This window comes from Marinobacter sp. AL4B (assembly GCF_019916045.1).
Classification (GTDB): Bacteria; Pseudomonadota; Gammaproteobacteria; order Pseudomonadales; family Oleiphilaceae; genus Marinobacter.
The window spans coordinates 989,287-1,003,308 of sequence record NZ_JAILWZ010000013.1; the positions used below are offsets into that span (position 1 = coordinate 989,287).

At 53.7% G+C, this 14,022-nt stretch carries 15 protein-coding genes; 8 read left to right on the forward strand and 7 right to left on the reverse strand.

The features are described from left to right. Window positions 1-8: 8 nt before the first annotated feature. Window positions 9-1,319 (reverse strand): NAD(P)/FAD-dependent oxidoreductase, encoded by a 1,311-nt coding sequence (locus K5L82_RS14845; RefSeq protein WP_133006868.1) that lies wholly within the window; start codon window positions 1,317-1,319, stop codon window positions 9-11. Between the two features lie 322 nt (window positions 1,320-1,641). Between K5L82_RS14845 and K5L82_RS14850 the strand changes: the two genes are divergently transcribed. Together K5L82_RS14850 and K5L82_RS14855 are read left to right on the forward strand one after the other, a co-directional pair. Then, window positions 1,642-2,265, forward strand: coding sequence for a YbhB/YbcL family Raf kinase inhibitor-like protein (locus tag K5L82_RS14850; protein WP_223134669.1), 624 nt, complete (start codon window positions 1,642-1,644; stop codon window positions 2,263-2,265). Between the two features lie 99 nt (window positions 2,266-2,364). Then, on the forward strand, window positions 2,365-3,216 hold the full coding sequence (locus K5L82_RS14855; RefSeq protein ID WP_223134670.1) for a DUF547 domain-containing protein: 852 nt from the start codon (window positions 2,365-2,367) through the stop codon (window positions 3,214-3,216). On the opposite strand, the gene K5L82_RS14860 is transcribed toward K5L82_RS14855, so the two are convergent. Continuing rightward, window positions 3,208-3,984: a YiiX/YebB-like N1pC/P60 family cysteine hydrolase gene (locus K5L82_RS14860; RefSeq protein WP_223134671.1), complete on the reverse strand. Its 777-nt coding sequence runs from the start codon at window positions 3,982-3,984 to the stop codon at window positions 3,208-3,210. The genes K5L82_RS14855 and K5L82_RS14860 overlap by 9 nt on opposite strands. A 205-nt stretch (window positions 3,985-4,189) precedes the next feature. Between K5L82_RS14860 and K5L82_RS14865 the strand changes: the two genes are divergently transcribed. Together K5L82_RS14865 and K5L82_RS14870 are read left to right on the forward strand one after the other, a co-directional pair. Next, complete coding sequence (locus K5L82_RS14865) at window positions 4,190-4,942, forward strand: c-type cytochrome (protein ID WP_262492669.1); 753 nt, start codon at window positions 4,190-4,192, stop codon at window positions 4,940-4,942. 74 nt (window positions 4,943-5,016) lie between these two features. Continuing rightward, a complete protein-coding gene (locus K5L82_RS14870) occupies window positions 5,017-5,748 on the forward strand; it encodes a DUF6969 family protein (protein WP_223134672.1) in 732 nt (243 codons plus the stop codon). Here K5L82_RS14870 and K5L82_RS14875 read toward each other — a convergent pair. Continuing rightward, window positions 5,726-5,971 carry an anti-sigma factor family protein gene (locus K5L82_RS14875; RefSeq protein WP_133006863.1) on the reverse strand — a complete coding sequence of 82 codons (246 nt, stop codon included), beginning with the start codon at window positions 5,969-5,971 and terminating at the stop codon, window positions 5,726-5,728. The genes K5L82_RS14870 and K5L82_RS14875 overlap by 23 nt on opposite strands. Further along, complete coding sequence (locus K5L82_RS14880; RefSeq protein WP_133006862.1) at window positions 5,965-6,585, reverse strand: RNA polymerase sigma factor; 621 nt, start codon at window positions 6,583-6,585, stop codon at window positions 5,965-5,967. Before K5L82_RS14880 ends, K5L82_RS14875 begins: the two co-directional genes overlap by 7 nt. Window positions 6,586-7,248: 663 nt before the next feature. Between K5L82_RS14880 and ectA the strand changes: the two genes are divergently transcribed. From ectA to K5L82_RS14900, 4 genes are all read left to right on the forward strand, one after another. Then, window positions 7,249-7,764 carry a diaminobutyrate acetyltransferase gene (ectA, locus tag K5L82_RS14885; protein ID WP_223134673.1) on the forward strand — a complete coding sequence of 172 codons (516 nt, stop codon included), beginning with the start codon at window positions 7,249-7,251 and terminating at the stop codon, window positions 7,762-7,764. 175 nt (window positions 7,765-7,939) lie between these two features. Continuing rightward, window positions 7,940-9,208 carry a diaminobutyrate--2-oxoglutarate transaminase gene (gene ectB, locus K5L82_RS14890; protein ID WP_133006860.1) on the forward strand — a complete coding sequence of 423 codons (1,269 nt, stop codon included), beginning with the start codon at window positions 7,940-7,942 and terminating at the stop codon, window positions 9,206-9,208. 49 nt (window positions 9,209-9,257) lie between these two features. Then, window positions 9,258-10,712: an aspartate kinase gene (locus tag K5L82_RS14895; RefSeq protein WP_223134674.1), complete on the forward strand. Its 1,455-nt coding sequence runs from the start codon at window positions 9,258-9,260 to the stop codon at window positions 10,710-10,712. Window positions 10,713-10,947: 235 nt separating this feature from the next. Continuing rightward, the gene (locus tag K5L82_RS14900) at window positions 10,948-11,940 is read left to right on the forward strand and encodes an RNA polymerase sigma factor RpoD/SigA (protein ID WP_223134675.1); all 993 of its coding nucleotides are present in this window, start codon (window positions 10,948-10,950) and stop codon (window positions 11,938-11,940) included. Window positions 11,941-11,956: 16 nt separating this feature from the next. Here K5L82_RS14900 and K5L82_RS14905 read toward each other — a convergent pair whose 3' ends face one another. Genes K5L82_RS14905 through pdxH form a run of 3 tightly spaced genes read right to left on the reverse strand, consistent with a single transcriptional unit; the run spans window position 11,957 to window position 13,915 of the window. Beyond that, window positions 11,957-12,541 carry a DNA-3-methyladenine glycosylase I gene (locus tag K5L82_RS14905; RefSeq protein ID WP_223134676.1) on the reverse strand — a complete coding sequence of 195 codons (585 nt, stop codon included), beginning with the start codon at window positions 12,539-12,541 and terminating at the stop codon, window positions 11,957-11,959. An 8-nt stretch (window positions 12,542-12,549) separates the two neighbouring features. Continuing rightward, window positions 12,550-13,311 carry a 4'-phosphopantetheinyl transferase family protein gene (locus K5L82_RS14910; RefSeq protein WP_223134677.1) on the reverse strand — a complete coding sequence of 254 codons (762 nt, stop codon included), beginning with the start codon at window positions 13,309-13,311 and terminating at the stop codon, window positions 12,550-12,552. Continuing rightward, on the reverse strand, window positions 13,280-13,915 hold the full coding sequence (gene pdxH / locus K5L82_RS14915) for a pyridoxamine 5'-phosphate oxidase (protein ID WP_223134678.1): 636 nt from the start codon (window positions 13,913-13,915) through the stop codon (window positions 13,280-13,282). The genes K5L82_RS14910 and pdxH overlap by 32 nt, the downstream gene beginning before the upstream one ends. Window positions 13,916-14,022 lie beyond the last annotated feature (107 nt).

A 14,022-nucleotide genomic window follows, 5' to 3' on the forward strand; every position in this document is an offset into this window, starting at 1 on the left:
CGTGTTGCCTAATGGAGCTTAAGTCGTGGGTGCATCGCACGGCTGATTTTGTCCATCAGCCAGATTACTCCCGTGCGCACAAAACCGTGCAACGCAACTTGATGCATCCGGTACAACGAGACGTAGAACAGCCGTGCTACCTTGCCCTCAATATACATGCTACGACCAGACAGGTTGCCCATCAGATTGCCTACGGTCGTGTAGTGGCTGAAGTTGATTAAGGAGCCGTGATCTTTGTAGACAAAAGGTACCGGGTCTTTGCCTTCCAGACGGTTACACAAGGTTTTGGACAGAGCATCCGCTTGTTGGTGAGCCGCCTGAGCCCTTGGTGGTACCGGACGTTCCGAATTGGGTTGCGGGCAGGCCGCGCAGTCGCCAAAGGCGTATATATGGTCATCGTGGGTGGTTTTCAAGGTCTGCTCGACCACCAGTTGGTTGCCTCGGTTGGTTTCCAAGCCTTTCAGCTCAGTAAGAAACGCCGGAGCTTTGATGCCGGCGGCCCAGATGGTCATATCGGACGGGATTTCCGAGCCGTCTTTCATCACAAGGCTGTCGCTTCGTACTTCGCTCACCGGTTGGCCTGTCAAAACCTTCACTTCCTGTCGCTCAAGCTCTTGCGTGGCCGCGGCTGACAAACGGCCGGGCAAGGCTGGCAAAATCCGGTCGGCGGCTTCAATCACGCTAACTGAGACGTCTGAAGACTTGAGATGGTTCATGCCATACACCGGCAGCTCGCGGGATGCCAAGCGCAGTTCGGCGGCCAGCTCCACACCGGTAGCGCCGGCCCCGATAATGCTGATATTCAGGGCGTGAGGGTTGCCTTGCAGCGCTTCATGGTTTTTGCGGAGGAACGCGTTCAACAGCAGGCTGTGAAAGCGTTGGGCTTGGTGAAGGCTATCCAGGAACAAACAGTGATCTTGCGCGCCGGGTGTGCCGAAATCGTTGGCGGTGCTGCCAACTGCGATAACCAATGTGTCGTACTTGAGATGCCGCTCAGGCACCACTTCGTTGCCTTCGCCGTCGTGAAAGGCGGCAATTACGATTTCCTTGTTGGTGCGGTCGAGACCATTCATTCGACCCAGTTGGAATTCGTAGTGGTGTTTGCGAGCGTGTGCCCGGTAATTAACTTCGTTCGTGCTGGCATCCAGCGAGCCAGAGGCCACTTCGTGTAGCAGGGGTTTCCAAACGTGGGTCAGGCCATCATCGACCAGAGAAATGCGCGCTTTTTTCTTTTTACCGAGTTTGTTGCCTAGGCTGGTAACGAGCTCCAGGCCCCCGGCGCCGCCGCCAACGACGACAATGTGGTGCAGACTTTCCATAACGGTGAAACCTTAAAGAAGTGAAAGCCAAACACTCTTGATCAGATCAAAAACGCTTGGCTATCGCCTCTGGTTCCAGTTGGGCGGGGGCACGTGCGGACTCCAATACTAGCGGCAAAGTTGGTTCAAGGCAATTGCCCGCCCGATGGTATTGCATCTAAAGTATATAGTTATCAGTCGGTTGTGCTTTCCGACAGTGGTTTCAAAGTTTTGTTAATCTGAATCGGTATACTGGCTAGACAGCGAATAACTGTGAACCCATATCGCTTGGGTATAAGCTAGTCTAAGACAATAAAAGGACCGAACAGCAGGAGATACTATCGTGAAATTAGAGGTTGGTGGTGTTGAAGAAGGACGCCCGGTACCAGAGAAGTTCGCATTCGGTGTGTTCAATCCCGATAACCATATGAGCTTTGGGCCCAACCGTAACCCGGAAATGAGTTGGGAGGGAGCCCCTGAAGGCACCAAGAGCTTTGTTGTGATGATGTTTGATCCGGACGTGCCCAGTATTGCGGATGATGTGAACCAGGAAGGCAAGACCATACCCGCGGACCTGCCCCGGGTAGATTTCTTTCATTGGCTGTTGATAGACGTGCCCGCGACGACCAGCAGAATTCCGGAAGGCGAAGACAGCGATGGCGTCAGCCCGAAAGGTAAGCCGTTTGGCCCGGGAGCGGTGGGGGTACGCGGGATTAATACCTACACCCAGTTTCTGGCAGGCAACCCCGATATGGCCGGCACGTATGCCGGATACGATGGCCCATGCCCGCCATGGAACGATGAAATCATCCACCACTATCACTTTGAAGTGCACGCACTGGATGTCGAAAGCCTGAATCTGTCCGGCGAATTTGACGGCAACGCTGTGCGTGAAGCCATGGCCGGCCATGTATTGGCCAGTGCTCGGGTAACCGGTACCTACACTCTCAACCCTGAGTTGCGCTAAGCCCTCCGCACCCTCCTGCAGGACGGTCTGTCGGCGGAGGGTGTAACAATCTGGCCCTGAGTGAGTCTGGTATCTGTATCCACAGTTCGGAGGTGCCCGATGTCATTTAAGCTTCATTGTTCAACTTGGTTAGTCGCGTTGTTGCTGATAGGTGTGATGCCCGTGCGGGCCGACTCCTCAGAAGCCCTGTATGCCCCCTTCCAGACATTGCTTAGCCAGCACGTTATCGAACGAGCGTTGCCCGGCAACGGGCTGGTGACGGCCTTTGATTATGCCGGAGCGCTTGCGGATGACCGCACCGACCGCCTGCTGCTGACGCAGAGACAGGCTTTGGTCAATTTTGATCCGACCAACCTGAAAGACCGAAATGAGTCGATCGCCTTCTGGATCAACGCCTATAACTTTTTCATGATCGATAAAATTCTGTCCGATCGGCCTAATGGCCAATTGGTGTCATCTGTATGGGACTACGGCGGGCGAATTAATCCGTTTGTGGATTCGGTGTTCGAGCGTGAAATTTTTAACGTGGGTGGTCGTGACCTGAGTCTGGATGGCATCGAGAAGCGGATCTTGCTCGGCGATGAATATAAAGCTAAAGGCTGGAAGGATGCCCGGGTTCACTTTGCGGTGAATTGCGCGTCTACCGGTTGCCCTCCACTGAGAAATCGAGTGTATACAGAGCATAATCTGGAGGCCTTGTTGGCAGAAAACACCCGGAGGGCTTTTAATACCCCGCGCCATCTCGCGCTTGAGTCAGGCGAACTCTTTGTCACCGAGTTGCTTAACTGGTACGAGAACGACTTTATTGAGGCTGAAGGTTCGCTCCGGGCGTTCATTCTCAAGTGGGCAGAGCCTGAACGGAAAACACAGATTGAACAAGCACAGGGCCTCGATTTTAGCGTCTACGAATGGCAACTGAACCGGCCAGAAAACTTCCCGGAACTACGGTAGTGTTGCTCCTGGATCGTCATCGTTCCAGTTCAGAACGCGGTAATCGAAGTCCATCTCGATCGTCGGTTTCACGATCCGGAAATAAGGTGAAGCGTCGAAGTCTCTTGGGGTGAACAGAGAGTGATGTTTGACTCGATATTGCTCCCGAAGACAGTTGTCGCAGTCCGGATCATTCGCCGGCAGCATTTCTACCACCGGTAGAATGGGGTATCGCAGCAATTGAAAGGCCTCTGCGATAAAGGTTGAACAGATTGCCCGTGTGGGATCGCCACTGCCAAAGACCAGCAGTTTATGCCGGTGGCGTGATGGCACGGGCGGCGTGGGGAGCAGGTAGCGCGCCAGATCAAAGATGTTCCTCATATCGTACTGGTGGCCAATGCGGCTGCGGGCGTAGTCGGTCAATGTTCCAATCTCTGGATCAGAGAGCCCCACCGGGCGGCAGATCCGAGTATGCGATTGTCGGTAGTGTGACAGGGGTAATGGCCGAATACCTTTTTCAAGGTCAGCTTCAACCAATGTGTACGCTTCTCCGTCAGCCGAAGTGCCGAGCCCGGCATTCGGTCCCAGATACAGTGCTGCGTGAGACCAGGTCGATTGGGTCAGGTACTTGATGGCCACACTGATTCTCGTGGTTCCTTCCACCAGTAATACATCGCCGGGTTGCAGGGCGTTTACCAGCGCATCCCAGGTCGAAGTTCGAATGGAATTACGAGAAACCTCTTTCGATAAGTAAGTTGCCAGTCGCCGCGTTAACCAACTCAGTAGCATGGAACCTCCCGATCAGAAACCTTTGTTTATTAGTAGCACAGACACCGCTGTAAAGCCTGTCTTGAGGCAAGCCCCGTTCGCGCTGAGGCTTTCCATAAAATCTGTAACAACTGGATGGTCAAGGTGTCTAAACATTAACCGCTCCGGTGAGCGGGGGATGGACTGTGAGGGTCCGCTATATAACTCCTGAACGGAGAGAGATGTCATGATAAAAACACACGCTCTAGCGCAAGCAATTCATAACACCGGTCAACACCGGCGCGCCGCTTGGTGGTCGGCGGCCGTGATGACGGCCCTGTTGGGTACTGGCGGCGGTCTGGCCATTGCAGCTTGTGGCCCCTGCTCCCCATGCAAAGGAAAGTGTAAGGCCGGGCAGTATTGTAAGGCCGGCTGCAAAGCCGGGTGTAAACCCTGGGGGGCAAAGAACCCATGTGCCAGCAAAAACCCCTGTGCCGTGAAGAACCCTTGTGCCATGAAAGACGCCATGAACGCCCCCTGCGCTGGCAAAAATCCGTGCGCGATGAAAAAGAACTGCGCGCCGAAGGGCTGTAATCCTTGTGCAGCGGCGGGTAAGTGCGGCGCCAAAGCCAACCCCTGTGCTGCCAAGAAGGTAACTCGGCCAGCCGACTATCAAGCCTATAGCGGCGACCCCGCCACATTAGCGGCTTTGGGTGAGAAGCTGTTCAACGACACTTCGCTCAGCAGTAACGGTCTCGCCTGTGCCAGTTGTCATAACGACGGCGCAAGTTATAACGCCACCTTTACCAACGAATACCCTCACCCGGTCGCTATGGCGAAAAACATCTTCGGCATGGATCAGGTACATCTGGATGAGATGGTGCAAATCTGCATGGTGCAGCCATTGGCCACCGAACCCTTCCCGTGGGACAGCAAAGAGCTTGCTGCGCTGACCGCCTATATGGCCACGGTTCAGATGAACAAGGTTCAGGCTAATTAGGCTGAATAAACGATGAGAGGAGGAGCGCTGTTTTCGCTGTAACGGGCGAAAACAGCGTACCAAGGAGCAAAGCTATGCCTGAAACAATCCAGATTCCTGAGCTCACAAGCCTGAGTGATCACCAATTGGCGAAGAGCCTTGCTGCCATAGATGAGATTCGCGAATGTTACCGGGTGCTGGAGAAAGGCGGCTTGAACATCGTCGGTGAAGTGCTTAAAGACCAAGGCCCGTTTTATGAAATGGACCACTACCCGAAAGATGATGTGTATGACCGGGAAACCGATTCTCAGTACTACTACCATGCCCATCGGGAAGATCATGACGAACATGGTCATTTTCACCTGTTTGTGCGCGACTCGGGGCTATCGGACAGCGTGAAACCTGTACTCGGACCGACGGAGGGCGATCGGGTGGCGCATCTGGTCGCCATTTCCATGGATGCCTGGGGCTATCCGACCGATTTGTTCGCGGTAAACCGCTGGGTCACGGATGAAAGCTGGCTGCCGGCGGAATCGGTGATTGCTGCACTGGATCAATTTGCCATTGATCATGCGCATCCCAGTTGGCCGGTGAACCGATGGCTGACAGCGATGGTGCGCTGTTTTAGACCTCAGATAGCGGCGTTGTTGAGTCATCGGGATGCGGTGATCGCAGGTTGGCAGGGGCAACAACTGGAGCAGGTATTGGAGGACCGTTCTTTGGAGATAACCGGCAGTATTCCCATTGACCTGGAGAGTTGGGCGGCCAAGCTGATAGTAGAGCAAGTCAACAGGGCCGAACGGATCAGTTGTCCTGCCGGGTCTTGAGCGCGTCGGCGACGCGTTGATCAATTCTGCGTATCAATTCTTCGTCAGGCTCTACCGATGAGTGTGCTTGTATGAGGTCTGTGCTGGCACGGAGGTTGCCGATAAACGAGCGGCAATGCTGGCACATCATCAAGTGCATTCTGACGGCCAGGTTTTGACGCTTGGTCAGCTCACCATCAATGTAATCGCTGGCGATTTCCGCCAGATCTTTGCACATTAACATTTACCAGACTCCTGGAAGGTTTCCACCATCAGAAAGATTTTCTGCCTCGCTCGGTGTAAGAGCACCCGTAGGTTAGATGCACTGACATCCAGAATGTTACAGACATCTTCAGATTTGTGTTGGTGGGCCTCGTACAGCATCAACGCAGAACGCTGGGTTTCGGGCAACGCTGACAGATGTTTGTTCAGGCAGTCACTCAACGCGCCGTTTTCAAGCAACGTGTCGGCGGATTCATCAAAACGCAGAAGAGGCGGTTGCTCCCAGCGGCGTGAGCTATTGAATCTATCGGCTAACTCTGGATCCAGCGTTTCCGTGAAGTCGGTGCTAACTTCACGCTTGATCGTGCGGAGTTTGTTTTTGCAGCGGTTGGCCACGATCCGGTGCAGCCAGGTTTTCAAGCCGGATCGCGCCTCAAATTTATGAATAGCATCGATCACTGTGACCCAGCAGTCCTGAACAATTTCTTCTGCGCTTGAGGAGTCCAGGTAGAAACGGGCAACGGCGAGCATACCGGATGAGTATTGGCGCACAGCCTTTTCATAGGCGATGTTGTCGCCTTGCTTGAGGGCTTGTATTAAGGCGTATTCGGAGTCTTTAGGTGCCGCTGTATCCATGAATAGTCGTCCCGGGCGCGCTTAACTGGCTTATTAGAGTTATTGATAGTGTTTTGGAACGGAAAAAAGTTCCTTTGTTGTGGAACTGTTACTCAAAAAGATTAGGGCAAGACCGGTGTAATATCCAGCGTTTGAGTATGTCACGGTGAGCATAACGACACTTTCGCACCCCCAAACCAAAAGACCTAAAAGACCTAAGTAGGTTTTGTTAAGGCCGTCTTGAAGCCAATACAAAAGTCTGGCGGCATCAGTCGGGAGTAGGGGGTCAAAACTATCAGAAAATCCACGATTTTCGTTTTGAGCCCCTACTCCCGACTGATGCCTTCCCCCTCTTTAAACCAGCAGGCCAATGTAAAGGAATGAATTCAGTGAATGCGCCAATACTTGGAGCCCTAAAGGTTTTGCTGCCCGTTATTTTAAATTAACGAGTTTTAGGTGCCTGGGCTACGTTTAGGGTAAGTGGGTTGAAGTGCGCTTAAATGCCCGTGTTGCAGGGGCTGTGGCGCTTTTTATGGATGATTTTTGGTCCTTTTAAGCGTATACATGGCGAGAATTAATCCAAGGCTTCGGGGAGCGATCTCTGATCGAAATAGGTCTTTTGCTTGAAATATATTTCGTGCTCTATATAATTTATGCCTAAATTTTGACGTGAAACGACAAAACATGACCTCAGAAGGATCGAATACCACCGCCATTACCCTGCGTACACCTAGCAAGGATGATGGCTTCAGGCTCCACCAGTTGGTGGCGGAATGCCCTCCGCTAGACCCCAACTCGATCTACTGCAATCTCCTGCAGTGTAGCCACTTTGCCGAAACTGGCGTGGCTGCGGAGAAAGACGGCGATTTGGTCGGCTTTATCTCCGGATACATCCCTCCCCAACAGCCCGAAACAGTGTTTGTCTGGCAGGTGGCCGTGCATGAGAAAGGTCGTGGACAGGGCTTGGCCAAGCGGATGCTGAAAGAAATCGTGGGTCGTGACGCTTGTAAGGGCGTTACCCACATGGAAACCACGATTACGGAAGACAACGACGCTTCTTGGGCTTTGTTCCGCTCGTTCGCACGTGACCTGGGTGCCGAGCTCACCTACCACGAGCACTTTGAGAAAGGTATCCATTTTGGTGGCAAGCACGATTCCGAGTTCTTGCTGCGCATCGGCCCTTTTACAAAGTCTGTCTGAGAGCTCTGATTCACAGCGAGTGAATTATTGACCGCGATTTTATACAGCCCGGGCCGCCCGAGGTGGGCCTGTTATGTGGCTGAAATAAACGCCCGGTAGGTTTGTTGCGACCGATACGTTTTACCAGCAAACCGCCGCGCACAACCTCGAACCTACTATGCTAAGAGGCAAGACAATGGAAATTTTTAAGTCTACAGAATCCGAAGTACGTGTTTATTCCCGCGCCTTTCCGGTGGTTTTTAACCGCGCCAAGAACGCTCATTTGTACACCGAAGATGGCAAGCAGTACCTGGATTTTCTGGCCGGTGCTGGTTCATTGAACTATGGCCACAACAACGACATCCTGAAAAAAGCGCTGCTCGAGTACATCGAAGCTGACGGTGTGAGCCAAGGACTGGACCTGTTCACCACCGCCAAGCAGGACTTCATGGAGTCCTACAAGAAGAATATCCTTCAGCCCCGTGGCTTGAACTACAAAATGCAGTTTACCGGCCCGACCGGTACCAACTGTGTCGAAGCCGCGATGAAGTTGGCGCGCAAGGTGAAAGGTCGTACCAACATCATTTCTTTCACCAATGGTTTCCACGGTGTAACGACCGGCGCTGTAGCGGCTACCGGTAACAAGCACCACCGTGGTGGTGTAGGCATGCCGCTGGGCAATGTCGACTTCATGTTCTATGACGGTTATCTGGGTGAAGATGTGGACTCCCTGGCAATCATGGACAAGGTGCTGTCAGACAGTTCCTCCGGTATCGAAACTCCGGCTGCCGTAATCGTGGAAGCGGTTCAGGGCGAAGGTGGTTTGAACGCTGCTCGTGCTGAATGGTTGAAAGGTTTGTCAGAGCTGTGCGAAAAGCACGACATCCTGCTGATTCTGGACGATATCCAAGCAGGTAACGGCCGTACTGGTGAGTTCTTCAGTTTTGAATTTGCAGGCATCAAGCCGGACATCGTTACCGTGTCTAAGTCCCTGAGCGGCTATGGCCTGCCAATGGCCTTAGTGCTGTTCAAGCCAGAGCTGGATATTTGGGAATCCGGTGAGCACAACGGCACGTTCCGTGGCAACAACATGGCCTTCGTCACCGCCCGTGCTGCCATCGATACATACTGGAAAGACGACGCCTTTGCCGACTCGGTGAAAGCCAAGTCCAAACTCTTGGGCGAGGAACTGCAGGCGATTTGTGACCGGTACCCAGGCGAGTTCAAGGTGAAAGGCCGCGGTCTGATGCGCGGTATCGAAGCGGCAAATGCCGATGTCACCGGTCCGATCACCCAGTTGGCGTTCGAGAAAGGCCTGATCATCGAAACCAGTGGCCCGAACGACGAAGTGATCAAATGCCTGATGCCGTTGACCACCAGTGAGGACGATCTGCGCCGTGGTGCCCAGCTGCTGGGCGAAAGTGTCGATGAAATCATGCAGAAGGAAATCAGCAAGGCGTCTTAAGGCGCTTGCACTGATTTACTCCTATTCTGTAGATAGCAGAGGCAAATTTATGACTACGGCACAGCACACCGTCGAGAAAATCGGCGGTACCTCCATGAGCAACTACGAGGCCGTGCGCGACAATATTATTATTGGTAATCGCGATAAGACGGACCTCTATCAGCGGATCTTCGTGGTTTCTGCCTACGGCGGCGTCACCAACGAACTGCTGGAACATAAGAAGACCGGTGAGCCGGGCGTTTACGCCCTGTTTGCCGATGCAGAATCGGATTGGGCTTGGGGCGATGACCTGACCACCCTGATCAAGCTGCTGACCGACATCAACGGTGACCTGTTTGTCGACCCGATGCTGAAACAGCAGGCCGACCAGTTCATTACCGACCGCATTGAAGGGGTCCGGGGTTGCCTGATCGACCTTCAGCGCCTGTGTTCCTATGGCCAATTCCAGTTGGAAGAACACCTGCTGACGGTACGGGAAATGCTGGCGGGTATTGGTGAGGCCCACAGTGCCTTCAATACGGCGCTGAAACTTCAGCAAGAAGGCATCAACGCTCGCTTTGTTGATCTGACCGGCTGGCGTGACAGCGAGTTATTACCGTTGGATGAAAAGCTGCAGCAGGCGTTCGACAATGTCGATCTGAGCCGCGAACTGCCGATCGTGACCGGCTACGCCCAGTGTAAAGAAGGTCTGATGCGTACCTTCGATCGTGGTTACAGCGAGATGACGTTTAGTCGTATTGCGGTCATGACCAATGCCTGCGAAGCGATTATCCACAAAGAGTACCACCTGAGCTCTGCGGACCCGAACATCGTGGGCGAAGATAAGGTGGTTCCGCTGGGTCGCACCAACTACGACGTAGCCGACCAGCTGGCCAACCTGGGTATGGAAGCTATCCACCCCCGTGCCGGTAAGGGATTGCGCCAAAACGAGATTCCCCTGCGGGTGATGAACACGTTCGAGCCAGAGCACACCGGTACGCTGATCACCGGCGACTATGTCAGTGAAAAGCCGCAAGTCGAAATTATTGCGGGTGCCAAGGGTGTCTTTGCCATCGAAGTGTTCGATCAGGACATGCAAGGTGAGCCGGGTTCTGATCGAGCTTTGCTGGATATTCTGTCACGTTTCAAGGTGCGTTTTATCTCTAAAGACACCAACGCCAACACCATTACCCACTACGTGGATACAACGCTTAAGCATGTGAAGCGTGTGGTGAAAGCGATGGAAGAAGCCTTCCCGAATGCTGAGCTGAGCACCCGAAAGGTTGCTTTGGTTTCGGCCATAGGCAGTGATATGAAAGTGCCAGGTATTCTGGCTCGTTCAGTAAAGTCGCTTGCAGATAAAGGTATCAGCGTACTGGCGATTCACCAGTGCATGCGTCAGGTGGACATCCAGTTCGTGATCGATGAAGACCACTATGATTCTGCGATCGCTGCGTTGCACGGCGCTCTTATTGAGCCCCACAACCATGAGTACGCGATCGTCGCGGCGTCCGAGACGCCCTGAAAATTACCCGCAGACGAACACGGTCGCTTCGTCTGCGGGTAATGGAGGTTGTCTTGCCTCCCGATCGGGCGCCCGGCCGGCCGTCTCACATTCTCTGAGACCTATTGGTCGGGCGGTTCGATCCCTTCCGTTTCCCCACATCCATACTTCCTATTTCGGTTTTCCGCTGTTCGTGGGGAAATCCATGCCACCCCAATCGGCGTATTGTCAGTAAATATTAAATCGGTACTGAACGATGCGGATACTGGGCCAGCCAAGGTTGCATCCGACTCCGCCCTACGATGGTGAAAGGGATTCTCTGGTAGGGCTGTATTTCAAGGATGCGTCTCGTTATGACCTCTTGAGTGAAACTGCCGAACGGCGTCTGGCCAAACGGCTGATCCGGTCGCTACGGATCATTCATGCTGAACTGGCAATGCCTGAAGACACGCCACCCACCCTGCGGGAGGCGATTGGTAGTCTGGGCGACCTATGTGCCTTTTCACCCCGCTTTCGACGGGCTTATCGTCTCGCCATGGCCTGTCGTGAGCGTCTGATACAAAGTAATCTCAGGCTGGCGGTGCATATCGCACGCCGGTACGGCCATTATGGCATTCCGATGTCCGACCTCATCCAGGATGCCAACGTCGGCCTGATCAAGGCGGTTGAGAGGTACGACCCGAGCAAGGGATTTCGATTCTCGACATACGCTTACTGGTGGATCAGCGAGGAAGTCCAGCGTTGTCTGCAACGGGGAATGCGCGTGGTGCACACACCGGAGAATGTGGTGGAGGAGATCCGGCGTTTGCAGAAGGTTTCTATGCGTTTGCATCAATCTCTTGGTCGGGAGCCCACTCAGTCCGAACTGGCCCATGAAATGGAGGCCACACCCTCCAGAGTTGGTCAGTTGAGAGCCTTGGCATCGAGGGAGGTATCTACCGATGTCCCGCTGGTCGAAGACGGCTCATTCACTCTGGCAGACAGGCTCGACGCCGGCGTGCTTACCCGCCCAGATCAACCGTTCCAGGCGCGAGACCGGATGGTCCGTCTTGAGCGCATGCTAAGTGAACTGTCAGATCGGGAGCGGGATATTCTCACCCGGCGATATGGACTTGGCTTGATTGAACCCGATACCTTGCAAACGATCTCGGAACAGATTGGCCTCAGTCGAGAGCGCGTGCGACAGATCGAAAAAAGTGCGCTAAGAAAATTGCAGGCTCTGTTCGGTTCCAATTCTGACGGCGTCTAATTCGGGCTTGATAAGATCATTGTGCCAGCTGTTGGCATTCGATGTGGGCGTGGCAAGACACAAGGTGATCATTAACCATGCCGCAAGCCTGCATGAACGCATAGACAATGGTAGGGCCAACAAAATTGAAACCGACCTTCTTCAAGGCTTTGGACATAGCTTCGGATTCGGGCGTGCTGACAGGGACTTCTTCAATCGACCGCCAGTGGTTTTGTATCGGACGATGTTCGACGAACTGCCACAGAAACTCCGCAAACCCGGTGCCCTGCTCTTTCAGGGCCAGATACGCTTTTGCATTTCGAATAATGGACTGAACCTTCAGGCGGTTCCTGATAATCCCGGGGTCCTTCAACAATCGGGCCTGATCGTGCTCGGTGAACCGGGCGATTTTCAGCGGATCAAAGTTGGCGTAAGCTGCCCGGTAGGTGTCGTGTTTGCGTAAAATGGTTAACCAGCTTAGCCCGGCCTGCTGGCCATCCAGACACAATTTTTCAAACAAAGCCTGATCGTCATGCTCTGGTCTGCCCCAGACCGTATCGTGGTAATGTACGTAGAGCGGATCGGTACCACACCATGGGCATCGTTGTTGAGTGTCAGGCATAGTTGTTCCTAGCGTTTGGCTCGAATCGTCCGATGGTAGAGCGGGTCCCAAATGGTGTCCAGAGATTTGGCCGGCGCGAGGCTGTAATCCTCCGGGGGTGGCTCCAGCAAGGTAATAGCGGGCCAATTGGCTTCCTGGCCGGAGTCTTTGGTCTGATACACTAGCGTGGCGAGAAAGCCCTCTACGTAACAGCCGCAGCTTTGCCATTGTCGGTCGGGTTGGTCACCGTACAGCTCAAAGTCTTTTCGGACTTCCAGTGTTTGTAGGTTGCCGGCGATACCGCGGTGCGTTGCCTTCAGCCAGGCTTCTTTCAGAGTCCAGACCTTCAGGAACTCGTAGGGGTCGTTTGCGCGCATTAACCATTCTTGCTCTACCGGCGAAAACCAGCGTTTGGCAACGCCTTGCCAATCAGGCTTGCGCTGGCTGGGCTCAACATCGATGCCCAAAGGGCTTGGGCCAATCGCAACGGCATTAAGTCCCTGACTGTGACTGAGTGACAGGTACCACCCGGCCGGAAACTGTGAAGCTATAGGACGGCCATCAACAGGATGGCACTGTTCCGCTGGTGTGTTGCTGGCTTGGCTCAAACCTTGGCGAATCAGCCAGCGGCTGGACAGGTATTCGCCGCGGCGCGGGCCCTCCAGTTTTGCAAGCGTGTCGCGCTCAAACGTCGTTAGCCATTCCGGCAAAAAATCCGGTACACGCGAGATTTGGTGGCACAGCCAGATTTTAGGGGTGTCAGGGTTGTAGTCGTTGGATTGTCCAGGCATCCGCTTCTCTCACGTATTCAAATCGGTCGTGAAGCCGGCTGGGTCGTCCTTGCCAGAATTCGATTCGCTCCGGAACCACTCGGTATCCACCCCAGAAATCAGGAAGAGGAATTTCTCCAGAGCTGAATTTGCGTTTCATTTCCGCAACTTTTTGCTCGAGCAAACCCCGTGATGTAATCGCTTTGCTTTGTTCGGAAACCCAAGCGCCGATCTGGCTGCCCCGGGGTCTTGAGGTGAAATACCTCAATGACTCCGCTTTACTGACTTTCTCCACCGTGCCTTGAATCCGAACCTGACGATTCAGACCGATCCAGGGAAAGAGCAGAGCGGCGCGCGGATTCTGATCAAGTTCGCGAGCCTTTCGACTGCTGTAATTGGTGTAAAAAACAAAACCGCGGTCGTCGAAATACTTTAGCAGCACGGTCCGGATATCGGGCATCTGGTCTGCGCCGCTGGTAGCCAGAGACATAGCATTAGGTTCCAGAATACCAGCCTTACGGCTGTCTTCGAACCAATTCTGGAATTGAATCACCGGGTCGTCATGCACATGTTCGCGGTCAAGACCCTCACTTTCAAATTCCCGACGCATATCGCCGATATCCATAGAGCTATTCTCCGTTGGCGGTCACAGGAGTTTTTAAGGAGTTGAGGATATCCGGTTCTGCGGCTGCTGTCAGGTTTGGCTGACAAAGCCGCTGTCTGAACGCTATG

Excerpts from the sequence above, each read along its gene's own strand:
- K5L82_RS14845 (WP_133006868.1), bottom strand. The coding sequence starts at position 1,319 with ATGGAAAGTCTGCACCACATTGTCGTCGTTGGCGGCGGCGCCGGGGGC.
- K5L82_RS14855 (WP_223134670.1), top strand. The coding sequence starts at position 2,365 with ATGTCATTTAAGCTTCATTGTTCAACTTGGTTAGTCGCGTTGTTGCTG.
- K5L82_RS14860 (WP_223134671.1), bottom strand. The coding sequence starts at position 3,984 with ATGCTACTGAGTTGGTTAACGCGGCGACTGGCAACTTACTTATCGAAA.
- K5L82_RS14865 (WP_262492669.1), top strand. The coding sequence starts at position 4,190 with ATGATAAAAACACACGCTCTAGCGCAAGCAATTCATAACACCGGTCAA.
- K5L82_RS14870 (WP_223134672.1), top strand. The coding sequence starts at position 5,017 with ATGCCTGAAACAATCCAGATTCCTGAGCTCACAAGCCTGAGTGATCAC.
- K5L82_RS14875 (WP_133006863.1), bottom strand. The coding sequence starts at position 5,971 with ATGTTAATGTGCAAAGATCTGGCGGAAATCGCCAGCGATTACATTGAT.
- K5L82_RS14880 (WP_133006862.1), bottom strand. The coding sequence starts at position 6,585 with ATGGATACAGCGGCACCTAAAGACTCCGAATACGCCTTAATACAAGCC.
- ectA (WP_223134673.1), top strand. The coding sequence starts at position 7,249 with ATGACCTCAGAAGGATCGAATACCACCGCCATTACCCTGCGTACACCT.
- ectB (WP_133006860.1), top strand. The coding sequence starts at position 7,940 with ATGGAAATTTTTAAGTCTACAGAATCCGAAGTACGTGTTTATTCCCGC.
- K5L82_RS14895 (WP_223134674.1), top strand. The coding sequence starts at position 9,258 with ATGACTACGGCACAGCACACCGTCGAGAAAATCGGCGGTACCTCCATG.
- K5L82_RS14900 (WP_223134675.1), top strand. The coding sequence starts at position 10,948 with ATGCGGATACTGGGCCAGCCAAGGTTGCATCCGACTCCGCCCTACGAT.
- K5L82_RS14905 (WP_223134676.1), bottom strand. The coding sequence starts at position 12,541 with ATGCCTGACACTCAACAACGATGCCCATGGTGTGGTACCGATCCGCTC.
- K5L82_RS14910 (WP_223134677.1), bottom strand. The coding sequence starts at position 13,311 with ATGCCTGGACAATCCAACGACTACAACCCTGACACCCCTAAAATCTGG.
- pdxH (WP_223134678.1), bottom strand. The coding sequence starts at position 13,915 with ATGGATATCGGCGATATGCGTCGGGAATTTGAAAGTGAGGGTCTTGAC.